General features: G+C 54.4%; 22 protein-coding genes. 9 read left to right on the top strand and 13 right to left on the bottom strand.

Going from position 1 to position 21,252, the window contains the following annotated elements:
• Nucleotides 1-47: 47 nt before the first annotated feature.
• Genes L5220_RS12770 through L5220_RS12780 form a run of 3 tightly spaced genes read right to left on the bottom strand, consistent with a single transcriptional unit; the run spans nt 48 to nt 2,422 of the window.
• On the bottom strand, nt 48-1,184 hold the full coding sequence (locus L5220_RS12770) for an LptF/LptG family permease (protein ID WP_499574007.1): 1,137 nt from the start codon (nt 1,182-1,184) through the stop codon (nt 48-50).
• A 1-nt stretch (nt 1,185) separates the two neighbouring features.
• Nucleotides 1,186-1,974, bottom strand: a complete 789-nt coding sequence (lptB, locus tag L5220_RS12775; RefSeq protein ID WP_099797953.1) for an LPS export ABC transporter ATP-binding protein — start codon at nt 1,972-1,974, stop codon at nt 1,186-1,188.
• On the bottom strand, nt 1,934-2,422 hold the full coding sequence (locus tag L5220_RS12780; RefSeq protein ID WP_227517505.1) for an LptA/OstA family protein: 489 nt from the start codon (nt 2,420-2,422) through the stop codon (nt 1,934-1,936). Before L5220_RS12780 ends, lptB begins: the two co-directional genes overlap by 41 nt.
• On the opposite strand from L5220_RS12780, the gene holA reads away from it, so the two are divergent.
• Complete coding sequence (holA, locus tag L5220_RS12785; protein ID WP_499574008.1) at nt 2,400-3,398, top strand: DNA polymerase III subunit delta; 999 nt, start codon at nt 2,400-2,402, stop codon at nt 3,396-3,398. The two genes, L5220_RS12780 and holA, sit on opposite strands and share 23 nt — an antisense overlap.
• On the opposite strand, the gene L5220_RS12790 is transcribed toward holA, so the two are convergent.
• Complete coding sequence (locus tag L5220_RS12790; RefSeq protein WP_099797957.1) at nt 3,365-3,823, bottom strand: hypothetical protein; 459 nt, start codon at nt 3,821-3,823, stop codon at nt 3,365-3,367. The two genes, holA and L5220_RS12790, sit on opposite strands and share 34 nt — an antisense overlap.
• A gap of 340 nt (nt 3,824-4,163) precedes the next feature.
• On the opposite strand from L5220_RS12790, the gene L5220_RS12795 reads away from it, so the two are divergent.
• Complete coding sequence (locus tag L5220_RS12795) at nt 4,164-6,251, top strand: IMS domain-containing protein (RefSeq protein WP_499574009.1); 2,088 nt, start codon at nt 4,164-4,166, stop codon at nt 6,249-6,251.
• On the opposite strand, the gene L5220_RS12800 is transcribed toward L5220_RS12795, so the two are convergent.
• The 3 genes from L5220_RS12800 to L5220_RS12810 all read right to left on the bottom strand — a co-directional run bounded on the left by L5220_RS12800 (nt 6,244) and on the right by L5220_RS12810 (nt 9,140).
• A complete protein-coding gene (locus L5220_RS12800) occupies nt 6,244-7,122 on the bottom strand; it encodes a carbohydrate ABC transporter permease (protein WP_499574010.1) in 879 nt (292 codons plus the stop codon). The two genes, L5220_RS12795 and L5220_RS12800, sit on opposite strands and share 8 nt — an antisense overlap.
• Nucleotides 7,119-8,276 (bottom strand): glutamine-hydrolyzing carbamoyl-phosphate synthase small subunit, encoded by a 1,158-nt coding sequence (gene carA, locus L5220_RS12805; protein WP_099797961.1) that lies wholly within the window; start codon nt 8,274-8,276, stop codon nt 7,119-7,121. The genes L5220_RS12800 and carA overlap by 4 nt, the downstream gene beginning before the upstream one ends.
• Nucleotides 8,277-8,354: 78 nt before the next feature.
• Nucleotides 8,355-9,140: a 7-carboxy-7-deazaguanine synthase QueE gene (locus L5220_RS12810; RefSeq protein ID WP_499574012.1), complete on the bottom strand. Its 786-nt coding sequence runs from the start codon at nt 9,138-9,140 to the stop codon at nt 8,355-8,357.
• Between the two features lie 122 nt (nt 9,141-9,262).
• Between L5220_RS12810 and L5220_RS12815 the strand changes: the two genes are divergently transcribed.
• From L5220_RS12815 to psb28, 4 genes are all read left to right on the top strand, one after another.
• Entirely contained in the window at nt 9,263-10,177 is a 915-nt protein-coding gene (locus tag L5220_RS12815) for a DUF928 domain-containing protein (protein WP_499574014.1), read from the top strand.
• Nucleotides 10,178-10,279: 102 nt separating this feature from the next.
• Nucleotides 10,280-10,888 carry an FxLYD domain-containing protein gene (locus L5220_RS12820; RefSeq protein WP_448534718.1) on the top strand — a complete coding sequence of 203 codons (609 nt, stop codon included), beginning with the start codon at nt 10,280-10,282 and terminating at the stop codon, nt 10,886-10,888.
• Entirely contained in the window at nt 10,881-11,471 is a 591-nt protein-coding gene (gene coaE, locus L5220_RS12825; protein ID WP_499499154.1) for a dephospho-CoA kinase, read from the top strand. Before L5220_RS12820 ends, coaE begins: the two co-directional genes overlap by 8 nt.
• A 47-nt stretch (nt 11,472-11,518) precedes the next feature.
• Nucleotides 11,519-11,851 carry a photosystem II reaction center protein Psb28 gene (gene psb28 / locus L5220_RS12830; RefSeq protein WP_448525678.1) on the top strand — a complete coding sequence of 111 codons (333 nt, stop codon included), beginning with the start codon at nt 11,519-11,521 and terminating at the stop codon, nt 11,849-11,851.
• On the opposite strand, the gene L5220_RS12835 is transcribed toward psb28, so the two are convergent.
• From L5220_RS12835 to L5220_RS12850, 4 genes are all read right to left on the bottom strand, one after another.
• Nucleotides 11,802-13,091 (bottom strand): hypothetical protein, encoded by a 1,290-nt coding sequence (locus L5220_RS12835; RefSeq protein WP_499574016.1) that lies wholly within the window; start codon nt 13,089-13,091, stop codon nt 11,802-11,804. The genes psb28 and L5220_RS12835 overlap by 50 nt on opposite strands.
• A 173-nt stretch (nt 13,092-13,264) precedes the next feature.
• Complete coding sequence (gene gloB, locus L5220_RS12840; RefSeq protein ID WP_499574018.1) at nt 13,265-14,017, bottom strand: hydroxyacylglutathione hydrolase; 753 nt, start codon at nt 14,015-14,017, stop codon at nt 13,265-13,267.
• 2 nt (nt 14,018-14,019) lie between these two features.
• Nucleotides 14,020-15,645: a citramalate synthase gene (gene cimA / locus L5220_RS12845; protein WP_499574020.1), complete on the bottom strand. Its 1,626-nt coding sequence runs from the start codon at nt 15,643-15,645 to the stop codon at nt 14,020-14,022.
• Nucleotides 15,642-16,211 carry a late competence development ComFB family protein gene (locus L5220_RS12850; RefSeq protein WP_499574021.1) on the bottom strand — a complete coding sequence of 190 codons (570 nt, stop codon included), beginning with the start codon at nt 16,209-16,211 and terminating at the stop codon, nt 15,642-15,644. The genes cimA and L5220_RS12850 overlap by 4 nt, the downstream gene beginning before the upstream one ends.
• Before the next feature lie 294 nt (nt 16,212-16,505).
• On the opposite strand from L5220_RS12850, the gene L5220_RS12855 reads away from it, so the two are divergent.
• The 3 genes from L5220_RS12855 to mltA all read left to right on the top strand — a co-directional run bounded on the left by L5220_RS12855 (nt 16,506) and on the right by mltA (nt 18,622).
• Nucleotides 16,506-17,108 carry a tetratricopeptide repeat protein gene (locus tag L5220_RS12855; protein WP_448514385.1) on the top strand — a complete coding sequence of 201 codons (603 nt, stop codon included), beginning with the start codon at nt 16,506-16,508 and terminating at the stop codon, nt 17,106-17,108.
• Nucleotides 17,109-17,188: 80 nt separating this feature from the next.
• Nucleotides 17,189-17,443, top strand: a complete 255-nt coding sequence (locus L5220_RS12860) for a hypothetical protein (RefSeq protein ID WP_099797979.1) — start codon at nt 17,189-17,191, stop codon at nt 17,441-17,443.
• 6 nt (nt 17,444-17,449) lie between these two features.
• Entirely contained in the window at nt 17,450-18,622 is a 1,173-nt protein-coding gene (gene mltA / locus L5220_RS12865) for a murein transglycosylase A (RefSeq protein ID WP_499574023.1), read from the top strand.
• Nucleotides 18,623-18,650: 28 nt separating this feature from the next.
• Here the strand turns inward: mltA and L5220_RS12870 are convergent, their stop codons facing one another.
• Together L5220_RS12870 and L5220_RS12875 are read right to left on the bottom strand one after the other, a co-directional pair.
• Complete coding sequence (locus L5220_RS12870) at nt 18,651-19,835, bottom strand: NAD(P)H-quinone oxidoreductase subunit H (RefSeq protein ID WP_099797981.1); 1,185 nt, start codon at nt 19,833-19,835, stop codon at nt 18,651-18,653.
• 95 nt (nt 19,836-19,930) lie between these two features.
• Nucleotides 19,931-21,220 (bottom strand): glucose-1-phosphate adenylyltransferase, encoded by a 1,290-nt coding sequence (locus L5220_RS12875; protein ID WP_099799796.1) that lies wholly within the window; start codon nt 21,218-21,220, stop codon nt 19,931-19,933.
• Nucleotides 21,221-21,252 lie beyond the last annotated feature (32 nt).

Genomic DNA, 21,252 nt, shown 5'->3' on the forward strand with positions numbered 1-21,252 from the left:
GGTGAGCAATCAGCACTTTTCTCATCATAACGCGATGGGTACAGCCCCTAGCTACGGTTGACCCGCCACATTAACCCAACCGCCACACTACCGCCGATGATGTGGGGTAACCATGCCGCCACCAGCGGGGGGAGGGTACCAATTGTCCCCAGTGCCCCAAGAAAGAAGGCCAAGACGTACTGGCCAAAGATAACCGCAACACTCACGCCAAATCCCTGCCGCCCCCGTCGTTGCGACGGACTGAGGCCAAATCCAACCCCCAAAAGGGCAAAAACAACGGCTAAAAAGGGCTGGGCATAGGATTGCGCCAGATGAACCTTTAGGGCACGCACCAGCTCCGCATCCTTGACCGGATCAAGACGACGCAGCGCCCGCCGGGTTTGCAGAATTGAAAGTTCATTGACCTCGGTAGGACGCAGTTGCCGTGACTGGGCAGGCCGCGGTAGGCGAATTTCCTGTTCCTCAAACTGCAATAGATCGCGACTGACCCCACGATGGCTAATCAGATAGGCAATGCCGCGGGAGAGAAACCACGTACTCTCACGGAAGTTCCACTCTGCGGCTTCGGCAGTAATAACTTGGGTGACCTCTGGCTGTGAAAAATCAAGGATGGTTAACCCCTGAATACGACTACCATCGAAGCGATGGGCATAGTAGAGACGGCGGATGGTTTGGTCGCGATCGTACTCAGGATAAAAAATATCCGTGCCTTGCCCTAGGGTGCGCTCCTGCTGTAGGAGCTGCTGCATCAGTTGTTCAGACTGAAACTTGGCGATAGGCACCCATGTTTCATTGAGGAGTAAGGTGGCACTACTGACGAGGAGGGCAAACCCTAAAATCGGCACCAGTAGGCGTTGCAAACACACACCGACACTGCGCAACGCGATCCACTCCCCCTCTTCCGAAAGGTGGCTCATGGCACCTACCACTGCTAGCAATACCGCCATGGGCAAGACCAGTACCAACACCGTGGGCAATTCATACCAAATGAGTTGCAGCAAAATACTTAAGGGTAACTGGGCATCGGCAATTTGTCGCACCAGATCAAAGAGGGTGCCCACCGCTAGGGCAAGGGTCGTAAAAATGGCTACCCCAAAGCCAAGCCCGGGCAGTAAAAGGGACAGGATGTAGCGATCGAGTTTCGATAGGTGCAATGATCGCCCCCAGCACAACAGGTTGACCATCTCAGAAACGGAAATCTTCGCCCAAGTAGTACTGCCGCACCTTTGCGTCTTGCGCCAGTTCCCAGCCGCTGCCCGCCGCTAAAAGTTGTCCCTCTCGCAAAATATAGGCGCGGTCAATAATCTCCAAGGTTTCTCGCACATTGTGATCTGTAATTAGAATGCCCATTTGGCGATCGCGCAGGGTAGCAATCATGGTTTGGAGATCATGCACCGCAATGGGATCCACCCCCGCAAAGGGTTCATCCAAGAGCAAGAAACTGGGGCCGCGAACCCCTGCTGCCAAGGCGCGAGCCAACTCAGTGCGCCGCCGCTCCCCCCCAGACACCCGCTGGCCAAGGGTGTGGGCGATATGGGTCAGGTGAAATTCCGTTAACAGATGATCGAGGCGATCGCGCCACTGCCGCCGGGGCACGCCCGTTTGCTCTAAAACAAGGAGAATATTCTCAGCAACGGTCAACTGCCGAAAAATACTGGGTTCCTGAGGCAGATAACCAATCCCCCGCCGCGCCCGCTGGTGCAACGGGGTACGGGTAATGTCATCATCGTCAAGCCACACTCGCCCTTGATCTGGCCGCTCGATGCCGGTTGCCATATAAAAGGTAGTGGTTTTACCCGCTCCGTTGGGGCCGAGTAACCCCACCACTTCACCGCGCGCCACTGATAAACTGACGTGATCGACAACCCAGCGCGCACCGTAGCGTTTACACACCCCTTCTAGGCGCAGAGTGGTCGGTAGGGCAAACCCACCACTAGGGCTGCACAGATTCAATAATTTGTTGGTTAGGGTCATCGGGGATCATTAAAATAGATTCAACTTGGCGGCTTGGGGCAGGTAAGGCCACAAATTTTGCTTCTTGGATAAGGTATGTGATGGAGTCTGCCCGCAGGCTGTTCCCCTCCTGCAATACATAGACATTACCACTGAGGACAATGCGTCCTTCCCGACTAAAGTACTGGGCTTGAGCCGCAGTGGCCTGAATTTGCCGGGCAGGATACCGCAGTTGCACATTCCCCCGTGCCGTGATGACCCCCGTCATTGCGTTTGCCTGTTGCACATCAGCCAGAATTGTTAGTGCCTGAGACGCAGTCTCTTGGGAGGCGGCAGACTGCCACAGCAGCGGTGCAATCCCCAAACTCAGGCCTAGTGCTGCCAATGCCAACCGGCGCGATCGCACCATCTCCTTATTCTCCGCCACAATGCATTTATAGTAATCGATGGCACCGTATTTCCGCACCATGCCTGTTTATTTCTACTGGGGAGAAGACTCATTTCGCCTAGAGCAAGCCGTCAAGGCACTGCAACACCAGGTTGTGGATCCGCTGTGGGAGAGCTTTAATTTTGAAAAGTATGCTGGCGAGGATCCAAGTCAAATTCAGTCTGCCCTAGCTCAGGTGATGACCCCTCCCTTTGGCGGGGGCGATCGCCTCGTGTGGCTGGCAAACACCACCCTTGGCCAACGCTGTAGTGCGGAACTGCTGGCGGATTTCGAACGAACGCTGCCGCAGATTCCTAGCACCTGCCACCTTTTGCTCACTAGCCCCCAAAAACCCGACAGCCGCAGTAAGGCCGTTAAACTCCTGCAACAGCACAGCAAATTTCAGGAATTCAGCCCCATCCCAGCATGGAAAACCTCAGAAATTGAAGCACAGATCCGCAACAGCGCCGAGCACTATCACCTCAGCCTATCGGAGGAGGCTATTCACCTCCTTGCCGAAGCCGTGGGCAATGATAGTCGCCAACTGCACAATGAATTAGAAAAGCTCTCCCTCTTTGCGGGCGATCGCCCCCCAACGCCAACGGATATTGCCACCCTTGTTCACGCCACCCAACAAAGTACCCTAGCCTTGGCCAGTAGCCTCCTGCAAAGCCACACAGGAGCAGCCCTTAGCCAACTTGATGCCCTCCTGCAACAAAATGAACCACCGCTGCGCCTAATTGCTAGCCTGAGCAAGCAATTTCGCACATGGTTGTGGATCAAACTGCTCAGTAACGAGCGAGATGTGCAGACGATTGCCAAATTAGCGGAGATCGGCAACCCCAAACGGGTCTATTTTCTACAAAAAGAGGTTAGGGCAATTCCTCTTGCTGCCCTAGAAGAGAGCCTCAGCATTTTACTGGTTACAGAATATCAACTGAAATTAGGCAGTGAGGCACACGGTACCCTACGGCAGGCCATGGTTCAACTGTCCTTAGCCTGCTCCCGACGCTCTTGACGATCTAAGTGTGGCTCAAGGGGGGGTAAATTGCTGCTGGTAAGGCGGGATGGTCGACGACTGGGACGATTCCACGTTTGCCATGCGGCCTTCACTCCCGCAAACACACTGCGGGTTGTCACTTTCGCCTCTTGAACTTGGCGTTTAGCAGCGGAAATACTTTGATCCACCTGCTTGACAACATTGCCAGCACTTTCAACCCCTTGGCTAATGTCATCCGTCAGATCGCTAATTTCAAGACCTGTGAGGCGAATGGCCTCAAGGGTAGGGGGCAGTTCACGACCAAGGGTGTCAAAAAGCTTTTCGGCACTGCGGGCAGCCCGCGCCAACTCCATAAAGGCAGGAATGGCAGCAGCCAACACCACTGCCAAGCACACGGCCACTAACACCAGTGACACGGCCAACCAAAATATTGGTTCTGTCACGCCCTCTTGTCCTAAACGTGCTGCTAGGTTGCAGGTTTACGGTAATGTGTCCCGATACTATCATGAGTTCCCAAAGGGTGGCAGTGTTAGTGTTCACTTCCCAAGAGGACGCCTGACCTAGGGCTGGCCTGTGCCATAGTGGAAACAATTGTGATACTCTAGAACGCTTGATGCTCCCTCTTGTGCTGGCACGCTCTGGCACCATCTTCAAGGTTACCGTCCCTTGTTAGGGGTGTAACGATAAAACAGAGAGGCAGGGGCAACGTCTCTGCGCGGGGGCAGTGTCTCCACCCTCTCCCCTGTGTCTGCGCGGGCAAGTGGCTGTCAACTACGGATCAGTTTGAGTCGTGCTTTATTTATTGAGGACTGGGTTCAGGTGCGCATTCCTTTAGATTATTATCAAGTGTTAGGTGTGCCAATGCAGGCAACACCTGAGCAAATTGATCAAGCGTTTCAAGATCGTCTGTTGCAGTTGCCCAGCCACCATCACTCGCCGACAACTGTAGCAACCCGCCGCGAGCTGATTGAACACGCCTACCAAGTTCTGCGGGAACCCGATCAACGTCACGCCTACGATCGCCGCTGTCGCAGTCTTGATACCGATGATCTCATTGCCCAACTCGATCCGCAACCCGTGGTTCCAGACCTCGAGATCACGGAGCAACAGTTATCCGGTGCGCTCCTACTTCTCTATGAACTGGGAGACTACAACCAAGTTGTGCGCCTAGGGCAGCCCTTTCTCAAGGGGGATCCCCTTGATTTGAGCCGTCCCTATACGGGATCCGCTGCGGAAGCAGATATTACGTTGACCGTGGCCTTGGCCTATCTTGAATTGGGTCGGGAGCAATGGCAGCAACAGCACTATCAGGCCGCCGCCACCCATCTGGAAGCTGGACTGCGGATTTTAGAGCGCTCCGGGTTGTTTCCCGAACTGCAACAACAATTTCAAAGTGAACTGGATCGCTTGCGCCCCTACCGAATCCTCGAACTGTTGGCGCTGCCTCTATCTGATAGTGTGGGTCGTCAGCGAGGGGTGCTGCTATTGCGGGAGATGCTCAGCGATCGCGGCGGCATTGAAGGGCGTCAGGATGATCGTTCTGGCTTAGGGGTAGAAGATTTCCTCAAGTTTATTTTGCAGCTACGAGCTTACCTCACGGCAACTGAACAGCAAGAATTGTTTGAGCGGGAGGCGCGGCGACCCTCTGCTGTGGCCTCCTACCTAGCCGTGCACGCTTTAGTGGCGCGGGGATTCCATGAGCTGCAACCCAGTTTGATTCGCCGTGGTAAAGACCTACTGCAACGCCTGCTGCCCAATCAAGATATTTACCTCGAGTTAGCCAGTTGCTTGCTCCTGTTGGGGCAGCCCGCTGAGGCGCTCGCGGCGCTAGAAAAAAGCCAAGATCAGCAAAGTATTGCCTTTATTCGCCGCCATTCAGGGAACGCACCAGACCTACTGCCAGGACTGTGCTACTACACTGAACAATGGCTCCAAGAAGAAATTTACCCTGCCTTTCGAGATTTAGGGGAAACCCTCGTATCCCTAGATCAGTATTTCGCTGACCCAAATATTCAAACCTACCTCGACGCCCTCAATGAAGAACTCGTGGTTACTCCTATCACTCCTGATGAGGGAACACCCCCACCGCCGGTAACCGTTAAACCTAGTGTTGCTGTACCTCCTCCTTACCGCGCCCCCTTTCCGGTCGTCTCTCTCACCGCAGAGACCCTGCCCCTTGAGGCACACCAAGTCAGTGTTCCGCCCCCTGACGTGCCATCACCAACGGCAACAGTTAGTAGCACGAGCCACACGATCTCCCCTCGAACCACAACGACAAGAACCCAACAGCGCCGAACAAGGGATCGTCGCCAGCGTCCCCGTAACGGTTGGCTCTGGGTGAGTGGGGGCGTGCTCCTCATCGGCGCGGGTGTGTTGGCGCAGCACTACTGGTTCCAGCCACGGCTCACCACAGCCCCTCCCCCAGAAACACCTATTGCAGTAGCGACACCCACGCCGGTGGCCACCAATCCATCCCCTGACGTACCAGAAATGACGATTGAGATGGCGCGCGATCGCCTGCAAGCTTGGCAGCAGATCAAGGCGCAGGCCTTGGGTAGTAACTTTGCCATTGATAACTTAGAAAAGATTTTAACGGAACCAGCCCTGAGTACGTGGCGATCGCGAGCACAGGGACTAAAATCGGAGGGAAGCTATTGGAGCTACACCCTCACTAACCTAGAGATTAAGGAAATCCGCCCCCTAGAAAATAACCGTGTGGATGTTATTGCTCAGATTCAGGAAGATGCCAAGTTTTATGAGCAAGGGACGCTCCGATCCGATATTTCCTACAACGATAGCTACCGCGTTCTTTATACCTTGGTGCAGGAGGGCAATCAATGGCTGATTCAGCGGATGCAAGTTCTTAGCTAAGGGGTAGGCTCCCCTGCTGGCCAACCTTAAGATTCAGCAATGAGAGTGAAAAGATCAGGAGAAATAGCACAAGGCCAATGGTACAGGCGTAGTTGATTTCTAGGCGCTGAAAGGCATTTTCATAGATGTAATAAACAATCGTTTTAGAGCTATTGAGAGGCCCCCCTTGGGTCATGACATAGACTTCCTCAAACACTTTGGTTGCGGCGATCGCTGAAATAATAGTCACCAGCAAAATGTAGGGTCGCATCAGAGGCAGGGTAATATCCCAGTGCTGATGCCAGCCATCGCTGCCGTCCAGTGCCGCTGCTTCGTAAAGTTCGCCACTAATGCCCTGTAGCCCTGCCAGATAAATGACCATGTAGTACCCCAGCCCTTTCCAGACAGTGACCGCCATCACGCTAAACAGTGACAGTTGCGGGCTAGTGAGCCACGGGATGCCACTGGTGCTAATGTGCAAGCCTTGCAAGATCTGATTCAGCAGCCCATTGGGGGCATAGAGCCACCGCCAAGCAATCCCCGCTACCACCATGGAAATAATCACGGGGGTGTAGTAGGCGGTGCGAAACCAATGAATCCCCCGCAGGGGCTGGTTGACCAGAATCGCTAGTAACAGTGGGGCGATCGCCAACATCGGCACCACAATGACCAAGTAAAGGAGAGTATTGCCAAGGGTTTTCCAAAAGACGCCATCGCGCAGGAGTTGCTCAAAATTTGCTAGCCCCACCCACGTTGGGGCGCTCAACAAATCGGCGTCGTAACGGCTAAAACTCAGAACAAACGCCTGTAGCGCCGGCCAAAACACCGTTAAGGTCAGTAACACCAACGCCGGTGCCAAAAAAACATAGGGGATCAGAGCGCGCAGTTTCATCCGGTAGCTGAGGGGCGAGGGTGCTGTTGGCGATAGGCACGCATTTGCGCCACAAATTCGCCAAAGAGATAGTCGGCATCATGAGGCCCCGGACTGGCTTCGGGGTGGTATTGCACCGAAAAGATGGGTAGGGTTTGATGTTTCAAGCCAGCGATCGTTTTGTCGTTGAGGTTCAGGTGAGTTACTGCCACTGGGGTTTTTTCAAGGGATTCTTTGCTAATGGCAAAGCCGTGGTTTTGGCTGGTAATTTCTACTTCGCGGGTTAGTCCTGCGGGTTGGTTAAGGCCGCGATGCCCAAACTTCAGCTTAAAGGTTTCTGCCCCAAGGGATAGCCCCAACAGTTGATGGCCTAAGCAAATACCAAACATCGGGCGCTGAGCCGCCAAAAGCTGCCGTGCCGTTTCAATCCCTTCGACCACCGCCGCCGGATCTCCAGGCCCATTGGAGAGGAAAATGCCATCGGGGTTATAGCTGAGCACGGTTTCTGCTGGAGTATCGCTAGGCACCACGATGACACGGCAGCCATAGCTCGCTAAACGGCGCAGGATGTTGCGTTTAACGCCAAAATCAAGCGCCACTACAGTTAGGGGTGGCTCCTCAGGAGTCACGGGGGGGCGAAATTCCCAAGCGGGGGGAGTCGGCTCAGTCCACTCGTAGGGAGTGCGGGTGCTCACCATGTTAGCGAGGTTTTGCCCTTGCATACTGGGGGCGGCCAAGACCTCCTGTAGCAGTTGCAGCGGGTCTAGAATCTCTGTGGAAATGCCGCCGTTCATCGCCCCGACCGTGCGGATCTTGCGGGTGAGGGCGCGGGTATCAATGCCATAGATTCCGGGAATGCGATGGGCGCTAAGGTAGTCTGGCAGCGACTGGCGCGATCGCCAGTTACTGGGCACCGTGCAAATGTTGCGGGCAATGGCACCGCGCACGTGGGGGCGATCGGACTCATCATCTTCAGGGGTAATGCCCGTATTCCCCAGCTCAGGATAGGTAAAGGTCACAATTTGGCCGCAATAGCTCGGATCCGTCAGCACCTCTTGGTAGCCGGTCATGCCTGTATTAAACACGACCTCGCCAATAGCCGTGCCCGGCGCGCCAAAGGAGAAACCGCGAAAAACTGAACCATCGGCTAAAACCAGTATTGCGGGTGCTGCCATAGTGCCTTAAACTGTCGATTCATTCCATCCTACTTTATCGTCCCTGCCTAGGTATCACAACAGCGGCAAAGGCGCAGATCAACGCTGCCCCAAAAACTTATGGGTTTGGGGAATCACCCGCACATGGGCAAGGTGGTTTTTGAGGTACGCCTGCCACGCCAACACTTGGGCTGGGGTAGGGGGCTGGGTCAAGCGCCCCGTACCAATGGGGGTCACCGGTTGCAAAAAGACGGGGATGCGGGGGTTAACCGTGGCCACCAACTCCGCCATTGTCGCCAAATCAGTGGGGGTTGTCAGCGCAGAAATGATGACCTTACAAAAGACCTCAACCCCGGCGCGATCGCAGAGGGTCAAGAACTGTTGATGGGCTGGCCAATGACACTCGCCACTGACACTCGGCAGCTTAATATCCATCCCCACACTGTCGAGGTAGGGTAACACCCGCTCTAGCGCCCTAGGATGGTGACCGCCTGTTTCTAAGTACAGTGGCAGTTGGGTGGCCGCTTTTAGCGCTGGTAGCAGAGTGGCTAAGGCAAGGGCGTGCAGGAGCGGTTCACCGCCGGTTAAGCTAATGCTGTCATGGAGGTGGGGGTGATGGAGTTGCGCCACAGCAGCAAGAATTTGGGTGCCGGAGAGGGGGTTGGCGACCCGCTGGAACTGGCGATCGCCCGCAATCGTTTCCAACACAGCGATCGCCGGAACACCCCAAGTATGGGCGCTGTCACAATAGGTACAGCGCAGATCACATCCTGCAAAGCGAATAAACAGTTGCCGCGTCCCAACATTAGCGCCTTCCCCTTGAATCGCGGAAAAAATTTCCACCAATGGGACGCTCACGCCCTCTAGATCTAGATCACCAATCATTGCGGGGCAGCCCACCCTCGATGACCGAAATTCATCACAGTTGTTGCAGAAGCCAGATCACAACAGGTCTTGGTCCCCCATAGTACCTTAAAGATAGTTAGCGCATTCAACAGGTAAGTGCTATGTCTTCCCTACGTTTTGGTCTGCCGCTCATTCTCCTTGGTACGTTGACGTTAGGTGTCGGCAGCTTACCCACCATCGTCGCCACGCCCGCCGTTGCTCAAAGTAACCCTGCCAGCGAATTTGACCGCTACATGCAGCGGGGCTATCAGCTGACGGCCAAACGCGACTATCAATCGGCTCTCATTAACTTCCGCCGTGCCCTTAGCCTGCGGCCCGGTGACCGCTACGCCCTCAATGCTATCAGCAATGTTGAAGCCTACATTGCCCGCGATCGCTTTGCCGCACAGTCTGGGAATCGGCTCACTTTTGTGCCCACAGGACGAGGGATGCCCGGCCAGCGGATTGCGGGTGCAACACGCTTTGGCGAATGTACCCAAGGTAAACTTGCTAAGATTGTAGCTCTCGTGCCCGAAGATAACCTCGGCGTAACTGCTGCGGCCAACCCTAGCCTCTTTTTCTATGTTCCCCAAAGTACGGCCAAATCGGCAGAGCTGATGATCCTCAGCGAAGGGGGGGATCTACTGGCCACGCAAGAGGTTCCGGTCAGCGGCACAGCAGGCATTGTCAGCGTCACGATTGATCCAACAAAAGCCGCCCTACAGCCAGGGCAAAAATATCAATGGATTTTCTCTCTGACCTGTAAGCCCAACGAACCGGATGCCAACCCCTTTGTTACAGGTTGGATTGAGCGGGCAGAACTGGACAGCAACTTAGCCGCAGTCATCACCACGGCTCCAGCAGCAGAGCGTTTACCGCTTTTAGCGGCAAACCAGTTATGGAATGATACCCTTGCCACCCTAGCGGCGCTGCAACGCCAAAACCCCAATGACCCCGCCATGAAACAGCAATGGCAAGATCTGTTGAACACTGCTGGTATTGATCCGCAGATTGTCAATATGCCCCTACTGCAATAGTTAGACTGTGCCGATAAAACCGGCGGTTCGCGCGACAGCCCTGCATCAGTTCCCTGTGATTAAGATAGAAGTTGAAGCTGCAACGTCACAGGAACCTGCGTTATGAAAGACGTTACCCGTGGTCATACCCTAAAACCCGCAAACCACTACCGTCATTTGCGAGCAATCACCATGGCGCTGGTAGGGGCGATCGCCCCGCTCACCCTTGCAGCATCGGCAGCCTATGCACAGCGAGCCGCTGGCGATATTGTGATTATTGGTAACTCCCCCTACAACTGGGGGCGCAATCAACGTTACTGGAATCATCTGTTGAATCTCTCAGGGGCAATGGCTCCGACGGCAGCAGTAGGGGGAAATCCCCCTAGCGATACCGCAGAGGTGGATCCGCAAGTCCTTGAGCAGCAGCTATTGCGCAATATCCGCGTGGGTCAGCCGCGGCTGCAGGCAGTGATTAAACTACCCGGCTCTTCAGAAGTGACTGGGACGGTCACCAATAACAACCGCCAACCCGTGACGATTCAGTCGATTAACTTTGAAGTGATTGGTTCCGATGGCCGCCTGATACAAACGGGCGCAGCGGCACCCGAACCCGCCACGATCGCCCCTGGCCAAACCGTGACCTACCAACAGTTTCTCCCCACCGTCCCCTCGGATACGGGGGCAACGGTACGCCTAGGCCGGCCAGCAGTGGTACTGCAAGGGGGTGTCTAAGCCCTTACGCATTGGCCTCACGGGTGGTATTGCCTGTGGCAAGTCCGTGGTTGCGGCCTATCTGAAAGAACGCTATCACGTACCCGTGGTCGATGCAGATCAGTTGGCGCGGGAGGCAGTGGCGATCGGTACCCCAGCCTACGACGCAGTGGTTGAGCGCTATGGTGCTGAAATTTGCCGTGGAGACGGCCAGCTAGATCGCCCACGATTAGGACACATCATTTTTGCTGACCCCCAAGAACGCTATTGGCTGGAGGGGCAAATTCATCCGTGGGTGGTTGAGCAGATGCAGCAAGCCATCCAAACCTGCCATCATCCGCAGATTTTACTGGTCATTCCTTTACTCTTTGAAGCCCACCTAGAATGTCTCGTGGATCAGATTTGGGTAGTTGCGGTCGATACAGCCACCCAGTTGGCGCGGCTCCAACAGCGGGATGGACTCAGCACTGAGGCAGCCCAGCAGCGCCTTGCTGCTCAACTCCCCCTAGCCACAAAAATCACTCAGGCCGATCACGTGATCTGGAATACCGGCACCTTAGCAGAACTCTATGCCCAAGTGGATCGCCTCTGGCAGCAGACATGATCCCCCAAGCAGGTATTCTAGAGATATTGATCGTAGTGTTAAGTTCAATGGCAGAAATTCAGTTTATTCGTGGCGTAAATGAAGAAGTTGTCCCCGATGTCCGCCTTACCCGTGCGCGGGATGGTAGTAGCGGTCAGGCAATGTTTTATTTTGACAACCCCAAAATTGTCCAAGAAGGCAATTTAGAAATTACGGGGATGTATATGGTGGACGAAGAGGGGGAAATTGTCACCCGCGATGTCAATGCTAAGTTTATTAACGGCCAGCCCGTCGCTATCGAAGCCACTTATTCAATGCGTAGCCTTGAGCAGTGGGAGCGCTTCATTCGTTTTATGGATCGCTATGCCGCGAGTCATGGCCTCGGCTTTCAAAAAAGTTAAAGGCTGGCAACCCTAGGCGAGGTAGCAGCCATCGTCCAACAGCGATGAGCTGGGTTTCTAGCCACAACAGCAGGCGATCGCACCAAAGGAGCAGTTTCTCAAGCCAGTGTAGCTCGTAGCCCACGAAGGCAGCCTCCACCTCAACAATGAGCGGGTCGGCATTGATGGGTGGGGGGGCAATCGTTGGCAGACTTGGTAAACTCACACTCAACAGGTTTGGTCGTGCTGGCATTGGGTCGGTTGCTGCCAGCAGAGGTGACGCCGCAGCAGAGAACAAGGGCGGTTGCAGGCCAGCGAGCCAGTAAGAGGCTCGACTCAGCCAATCGTGAAGAGGCAGTATGGCAGCCGATGGGTTGAGGTGCCGTTCAATCCATGCTAGTACCCGTTGGCGTTGCTGGGGGGTCAAGGTATAGAGAATCGAATTATCACTGGCAATTAAAACCATCTCACCCGTTTGAAGCTGACTGGCAATGCCTTGAACCCTCACCCGCGCAAGGGAGCGTTGACCCAGACCCCCTAGGCGCAATTGCCACCGCTGCCAAAGCTGAGCAAGGGGAGACAGGGCTGGTACCTCAACTGTAAGTCCCGTTACTGTGGCGGTCACGGTCAACTGATTGAGAAATGTTCCCGCTAGACACTGGCGAGGAGCGTTTTGCTGCCGCAAGCGTCCACGATGATGCCGCCGGTACCACTGCCGAACTTGCTGGTAGTAGCACGCTAGCTCATAGTAAATCCGCTGCTCAATCTGTTGCTGCTCTTGGGGGGTAAAGATTTTGAGGGGCACTGCGGCGGTATCCACCAGCATCAGGGAGCGAGCTTGGCGATCGCAGGCAAGGTAGAAGGATGGCCGTTGCCCTAAAGCCGTTTCAGGCGTAGGCTGGCGCACAGGGCTGAATAACCGTTGCCACCATGGCACTCGGCGCGGCAGTGGCGCGAGGTGCAGCATCAGGGTGGTATTTGCTTGGGGATGCAGCTCAATGGCAGCGGTGACCGCTTGGGTGGCCAAATCGGCAGCGGGTGGGGAGGACGCAGGTCTGAGGCGGTGCAGCAGTCGGGGCATAGTACTCTTTAGCTGTGGTAGTCCCTGCTGCCACACCTGAGAGAGGAGACCAGCGATGACGTGCACAACCCCACTCAGGGTACTTTCAACCTGCCAGCGGTGACGTTGCCACTGGTGTTGCCAGTGTTGCCATTGGCGCCGCCAAAACAGGAAAAAGCGACTTTGATAGGAAATTGCCATAGCATCCTGCTGGTGGTGGTGTTGCCAAAAAACTGAACGTTGCTGTTGCAGCTAGCTTACCGTGAAACAGAGCCTACCGCAAAGGATCAAGGGCAGCGGTGGGTTGCTGCGCGATCGCCCCGGTAACAGGCATAGTCGTCAACCCAACCCCCAAACTGAGTGCGCCTAGGGTCTTAGTATTGATCACGTTTACCCCGCAAGCGGGTAAAGGTTTGCAGTGGCGTATCGGCCTTGACGGCAGCCTGTAGGTTAGGGCAATGACAGCGCAGAAAAGGATTGGTTGCTTTTTCTAGACCGATGGTGCTGGGAATGGTGCTTTTGCCATGGGCGCGATCGCGGCAGACTTGGGCATAGCGTTTCTGCAGGTCTGGATTATCACCATCAACGGTGAGGGCAAAGGCCAAATTTTTCTGGGTGTACTCGTGGGCACACCACACTCGGGTGGCATCCGGTAGCTGTGCTAACTGCATCAGTGAGGCCAGCATTTCTGAGGGAGTGCCCTCAAACAGCCGTCCACAGCCGCCAGCAAACAGGGTATCGCCACAAAAGAGATCTTCAGGGGTGTAGTAGGCAATATGACCACGGGTATGGCCGGGGATAAACAGCACCTCTAGGGTCAGATTACCAAAGGAGACGCGATCGCCCGCCTCAAGGTACACCGACTGCTCAGGAATACGCCCGCAGTCAACACGACTCCCATACACTTGGACATCGGGAAAGCGCGATCGCAGCGCTTGATTGGCACCAACATGATCCCAATGGTGGTGGGTATTCAAAATGGCAGTTAGCCGCGCTCCTAACTCATCGAGCATAGCTAGTACAGGTTCCGGCACAGCTGGATCCACCACCGCTGCTGTTGCAGTGTTGGGGTCGTGCAACAGAAAAATATAGTTATCCTGAAGGGCAGGCAGGCGATAAATATCCATCCCTAGGTTGAAGCCTCAGACGGCCATAAGACGTGCGTTTTGCCCAACTGTAAGCCATACTCTAGGGCTTCGGCCACTGCCTGATAGGACGCTTCAATAATGTTGGCGGAAACCCCAACCGTCGTCCAGCGATTGCGCCCATTACTCGACTCCACTAGCACCCGCGTCTTGGCCGCAGTACCGGCGTGACCATCCAAGATGCGTACTTTGTAGTCCGTCAGATGAAACTCAGCGATATCTGGATAGAACGACATCAGAGCTTTACGCAGGGCTTGGTCAAGGGCTGAGACAGGGCCGTTGCCTTCCGCAGCAGTGAGCATTTCCGCCCCATTGACATCCACTTTTACCGTTGCTAGGGAGTGACTGCGCAGGGTGACCTCCGATTGACTAGAATCGGTGCGGCAAAACACATCAAAGCCCTTCAAAGTAAAGGGTCGTTGGCGTTGTCCCAAAATCTCCCGGATGAGCAGTTCAAAACTCGCTTCTGCCGCTTCAAACTGATAGCCTTCACTTTCAAGCTGCTTCATCCGCTCTAAAATAGTACGGCTCAGAGGATGTTGGCGATCCAGATCGATGCCAAGCTCTTGGGTTTTTGCCAAGATATTGCTCACTCCGGCCTGCTCAGAAATGACAACCCGCCGCTGATTCCCAACACGTTGCGGATCAACGTGTTCGTAGGTGCGGGGGTTGCGTTGAACCGCACTGACGTGAATTCCCCCCTTGTGGGCAAAGGCAGATAGGCCCACGTAAGGCGCATGATCATCCGGTGCAAGGTTGACGATCTCACTAATGCGGCGGCTGGCCTCCGTCAGAGTGGCTAACTGTTCCGGCGGAACACACTCGTATCCCAACTTGAGCTGTAAATTGGGAATGAGGGTACACAAGTTGGCATTGCCGCAGCGTTCACCATACCCATTGATGGTACCTTGGACCATCCGTACCCCTGCCTGTACCGCTGCCAATGCATTGGCAACCGCTGTTCCTGCATCGTTGTGGGTGTGAATGCCAAGGCAATCTAAAGTGCCAAAATGCTTTGTGACTGCTTGGACAATCTCCTGTACCTGATGCGGCAAGCAACCGCCATTGGTATCGCAAAGAACGAGCCAGTCTGCACCAGCATTGAGGGCGGTTTCAAGGGTTTTGAGGGCATACTCAGGATTGGCTAAGTACCCGTCAAACCAGTGCTCAGCATCATAAATGACTCGGCGACCATGGCGCTTCAGGAACTGGATTGAATCGGCAATCATCGCGCAGTTTTCCGCCAGCGTGGTCTTAAGTCCTTCAGTGACGTGGAGATCCCAAGACTTACCAAAAAGGGTCACCCAGCGAGTTCCTGCCGCCAGAATTGGCTCAAACATCGATTCCGTCTCAGCCGTTCTTCCCGGGCGACGGGTAGCACAAAAGGCAACGAGTTCTGCTTGTTGCAGGGGCGCTTCCTGTAGGTGCCAGAAAAACTGAACATCTTTGGGGTTAGCCCCTGGCCAGCCCCCTTCAATAAAATGGATGCCTAGGCGGTCTAGCTGGCGGGCGATGCGCAGCTTGTCTTCCAGAGACAGGGATAAACCTTCCCGTTGGGCACCATCTCTCAGGGTGGTATCGTAGAGCCAGAGATTCGTTGCTGCTGTCACCGTGCTGTCTCTCCTGTGGGGCGTTCGTAATCGGTTGCGTAGCTCTGCAACAACGAACTGACTTGGGAGACCACCTCTTTACCAGAGGTTTTGCCTAGTACCGAGCGTTCGGGGTGGAACTGCGGTCGCGCCATGCTGTGGTTAATCGCTTCTTGCACTTGGGCTCGGATCAGCTCCATGAGTTCTTCTTCGGCTCGCCGCCGTTGGTATTGGGCCCCTTCTTCGGTTGTGGCGTAGAGCGGCGGCAGCCGGTTTAAGGCGTAGGCGGCAATATCCCCAAGGTCAAGGGCACAGTCCTGCTCAGCTTCAATAACAGCAATACGGGTAATGGCCTCGGTGAGTACTAATTCTTCCATTACATTGATAAATTGTTTGCGGGGAACCGCCACCACTTGGCCAGTGAGCAAGGCTCCCATCAGGCGATCTAGAGCCATATATTCTTCTACCGACAGCTCTGTAGCTTTGTCGCAAATGCGCCCTACTTCTGCCTCTTGGGTCGGGGTTAAATACCCATTCCGCAATGCTTGCTCAACAATTTCCTGAATCCCCATAGGTTTTTCCGCCATACGTGCTAGCTGGGAGCCTCTGTTTGCACTGACTAGACTCACATTCAAGTTTATGCGCTCAGCACAGGCTTCGCCAATATAGGTTACCAAATTGTTGAGATAGCCATGCCCCTAGGGGTGAGAGAGATCACCTGTGCGGGGAGATGATGGGCACTGCCTAGCTTGCCTTTGAGGCTAATCATGTAAATATGTCCAGCGATTTGTTACAATGCGTATTTTTGCTGGTCATGATCTTAATTTTCTTTTAGAATATAGATAAGGCCAATGACTGCCTAACTGCTGAGGAGGCTCACCATGCGCCAACTACTACCCACTGTAATTGCTACTGTCTCCTGTGCAACCCTTATTGGCATGGCGGGGGCAGCGGTAGGCCAGCCTGTGGCGATCGCGACCCTCACCAGTACAGAAATTCGTGAGTTACAACGACTGGTACCCAGCACTGCTGAGGATTATTACAATCTTGGGCTGATGTACCAAGGGGAAGGGAACCTGCCCGCAGCGATCCGTGCCTTTAGTCGGGCAGTGGAGTTAGACCCCAGTGCCGACTATTATTTTGGGCGCGGTTTGGCCTACTTTGATCACGGGGATCTACAGCGGGCGATCGCTGACTTTGACACTGCCATTCGTTACGATCAGCAGTTTGCCAGTGCCTACTACAATCGCGGCATGGCCCACCTTGCCCTACAGGACTATAGTGCTGCCATTCGTGACTTTAACGCAGCGCTAGACATTGATCCCCAGTTTGTGGCCGCCTACTATAGCCGCGGCATGGCGCACTTCGACAGTGGCAACATTGAGCTTGCCCAACGGGACTATCAGCGGGCGCGGAGCCTGAACCCAACCATGACGGCGAAGTACTACGATGCTGCGCCACGACCCTTGACCGGTGGGCCTTAGGGGGGTCTTGGCACAAACACTGTTCCTGATGCTGCCGATTAAGGTCATAATGGGGGGGGTAACGTTGAGCGATCGCGCCTATGGCAAGAACCCCCTCCGAATTTGCTGTGCATTTATTCCTTGATGGTGGACACCGCGAAGAAGTGCGATTTCCCTCAATCCAAGAGTTTCAGAAATGGTACAGCAGTGAATTGGTGGCCAAAGCTGATTCTAATGACTTTGTCTCGGTGCCCATCAAAAACATTCAAGGGGAGTACATGGTGGTGCGCCCCTCCAAAGTGTTTGCCATTCGGGTAGAGCCGATCTTTGCCTCCAGTGTGGATCGCTTTGCGTAGGCTACCATGGCGGGCTTGATCGTTGGTTTTTCCCAAGCAGTGGTGGTGTTGGCAACAGCGGCGATCGCCACCGCAACTGCCACCCCAGTCCTCATCCCACGGTCATCCTCAACGCTCCCCCAAAGCGTTGGCTTAGATACAGCGCTCTGGCAGCAGGGCGATCGCCCTCGGCTGATCCAAGCCATTGACCATAGCTTACGCTACTTGCAAACCCCCAAAGCCAAACAGGACTATGCTGCCTACACCGCAGCAGGGCAGCCTGGTGCCAGCTTGGGAGCCAATTTACGCCAGCGGGTGATTCGCTCCCTCCAACGGTTTCGTCACTTGGTGCAAACCAGTCGCTCTGCGGCTGAACTCCAAGCTGCGGTGAAACGAGAATTCGTCTTTTATCAATCTATTGGCACCGATGGTCAAGGTCGAGTCGAGTTTACCGGGTACTATGCCCCCACCTACCGCGCCAGCTTAGTTCCTACCGCAGAGTATCGCTACCCGCTTTTTCGGCGGCCGCCTAACTTTGCCCAGTGGTCAGAGCCGCATCCCACCCGTCTTGAGCTGGAAGGTGCCGATGGCAAACAGTGGCACAAAGGGCCGTTACGGGGGCTGGAACTGGTGTACCTGCGCGATCGCCTCGAAGCCTTTTTAGTTCAAGTGCAAGGCTCAGCAGAGTTACAACTACCGGATGGTCGTCGCCTGAGTGTGGGCTACGCGGGCAAAACAAATCATCCCTACACGAGCATTGGCCAAGAGCTGATTAAAGATGGCAAAATCCCGCGCGAAGAACTGACCTTACCCCGGCTGATGGCCTACTTTGACGCCAACCCCAGCGAACTGGATCGTTACTTACCCCGCAACGCCAGTTTTGTCTTCTTCGAGAATACGCAGGGTCGCCCCCCCAGTGGCAGCCTCTCCACCCCTGTAATTCCCGAACGCTCGATTGCTACGGACAAATCCTTAATGCCACCCGGTGCCTTGGCCATTATTAACACCCAATTACCCATGAAAAAAGACGGACAATGGCAGCAGCAGCCCATCAGTCGTTTTGTCCTCGATCAAGATACAGGGAGCGCTATTCGCGGCCCCGGACGAGTGGATATTTTTATGGGTACAGGCGATGTCGCCAAAGCCCGGGCAGGCTTAATTAATACCCCCGGGCAGTTGTATTATCTATTACTCCCTTAGCTGTTTCAGCAGGCGGCGTGAAGGGACGCTAACGGTCAACAGACCCCATAATGACATCAATACTGCCAAGAATAGCGACAATATCCGCCACCTTCATCCCCTTCAACAATTGTGGCAGCACTTGCAAATTGTTAAAGTCCGGCGGACGAATTTTCCAGCGCCACGGAAAGACATTATCGTCACCAATCAGGTAAATACCCAACTCCCCTTTGCCAGACTCGAGGCGCACGTAGTGCTCACCCTTAGGAATCTTAAACGTAGGTGCTAGCTTTTTGCCCAAGAATTGGTAGTCAAAACCGTTCCACTCCGATTTTGCCCCTTCCAGCAATCGCTTGGCCTCAAGGTTCTCGTAAGGACCGCCCGGCAACCCATCAAGGGCTTGACGAATAATTTTGACAGATTCACGCATTTCCTGAATGCGAACAACGTAGCGGGCAAGGCAGTCCCCCTCGGTGGCAACCGGCACGTCCCAGTCAAAATCGTCGTAGCATTCGTAATGATCGACCTTTCGCAGATCCCACTTCACCCCTGACGCGCGCAGCATCGGCCCTGACAGCCCCCAGTTAATCGCCTCTTCGCGGCTAATTTTACCCACGCCCTGAAGGCGACGGATAAAGATAGGATTGTTCGTAATCAGAGCTTCGTACTCATCCACCTTGGGTAAAAAGTAGTCGCAAAAATCACGACATTTGGTGACCCAACCGTAGGTAAGGTCAGCGGCCACCCCCCCCATGCGGAAGTAGTTATTGTTGATAAACCGCATACCAGTTGCGGCTTCAAACAAGTCGTAGATGTACTCACGCTCACGGAAAATGTAGAAAAAGGGAGTCTGGGCACCCACATCCGCCAAGAACGGGCCTAGCCACAGCAGGTGGTTGGCAATGCGGTTTAGCTCCAGCATAATTACACGGATATAGCTGGCGCGCTTGGGCACGGCAATGTTGGCTAGTTTTTCTGGGGCATTGACCGTAATGGCTTCGTTAAACATCCCCGCTGCGTAGTCCCAACGACTGACGTAGGGAATAAACATAATATTGGTGCGGTTTTCAGCAATTTTCTCCATGCCCCGATGCAAGTAGCCAATGACGGGCTCGCAGTCAATGACATCTTCGCCATCAAGGGTCACCATTAGTCGCAGAACCCCGTGCATGGAGGGATGGTGCGGCCCCATGTTAATCACCATGGGTTCGGTGCGTGTCTCAAGCGTGGGCATAGATTGCAGTTCCGCTAAAGGGTCAGGTAATGAAAGGTTTCTTCAATAATGCTACACAGGTTTTCTAAGCTTGCCAATTCAAAATTGTTTATGGCTTAGATAACTGTACCATCAGGAATCACGGCATTCTTAATGATCACGACCACACCACTGCGAATGTAAAACCCCTGCTCTTCGCGGTTAGATTCTTCGACATGGTCTTTGTTGATAATTTTGACCTCCCGACCAATACAGGCGTTTTTGTCAATAATGGCTCTACGGATAATACTATTGGCGCCAATCCCCATGGGAATTTTATGTTGCTCTAGGAGAGCGCTGCGCTGTCCTGAGTGCTGGTAAAAGTCAGCCCCCATGAGTAAGGAGTGATCAATGACACAGCCGGATTCAACGCGCGATCGCACTCCCAAGACGGAATGATGGACTTGGCACTCCTTGAGGATACACCCTTCACTGATAATGGATTCGGTGATGTTAGAACTCAGAATTTTGCTGGGGGGCAAGTAGCGGGGGCGGGTATAAATGGGAGCAGCTTCGTCGTAAAAGCTAAAGGGAGGCTGCGGTTGCTGCGTGAGGGCTAGGTTGGCTTCGTAGAAGGAGCCAATGGTACCAATATCTTCCCAGTAGCCGTTAAAGACAAAGGTTTGCACACGGTGAGTACGAGCCGCCGCCGGAATAATTTCTTTGCCAAAGTCGGTGGCATCGGCCAGTTGTTGCAGCAAATCAATTAATACCTGCCGCTTAAACACATAGATGCCCATGGAGGCAATGTAGGGTTTACGGTGGGCGTCTTCGGCGCTGAGGCCATAGCGGGTTGTATCAACGCGCATCGATAGCAGAGCCTCCCCTTGGGGTTTTTCGCGGAAGTCTAGCACCCGACCGGTGCCGTCCACTTTGATCAGCCCAAACCCAGAGGCAGCGGCTTCGTCCACCGGCAGCACCGAAAGGGTAATGTCTGCTTGGGTGTCGCGGTGGCGCTGGACAAACTGGCGATAGTCCATGCGGTAGAGGTGATCCCCTGAGAGGATTAGGTACTCGTCCACGTCCCAATCGGCTAACAGCCAGAGGTATTGGCGCACGGCATCGGCAGTGCCCTGGAACCAGTTGGGGTTTTCAGGGGTTTGCTGAGCCGCAAGGACTTCCACAAAACCATCGGTCAGCCCTGCAAAGGTGTAGGTGCGGGCAATATGACGGTTGAGGGAGGCAGAGTTAAATTGGGTCAGGACGTAAATGGTGTTGATTTCGGAATTGATGCAGTTACTGACGGGAATATCGATCAGGCGGTACTTTCCGGCAAGAGGAACGGCAGGCTTGGCACGGCGTTTGGTGAGGGGATAGAGGCGCGTTCCGGCACCGCCTCCAAGAATAATCGCCAAGACTCGTTTCATCAAAAACTCCATCTGAACGGCCACATCAACAG

It is taken from the genome of Synechococcus sp. PCC 6716, from assembly GCF_022570815.1.
Lineage (GTDB): Bacteria > Cyanobacteriota > Cyanobacteriia > Thermosynechococcales > Thermosynechococcaceae > Thermosynechococcus > Thermosynechococcus lividus.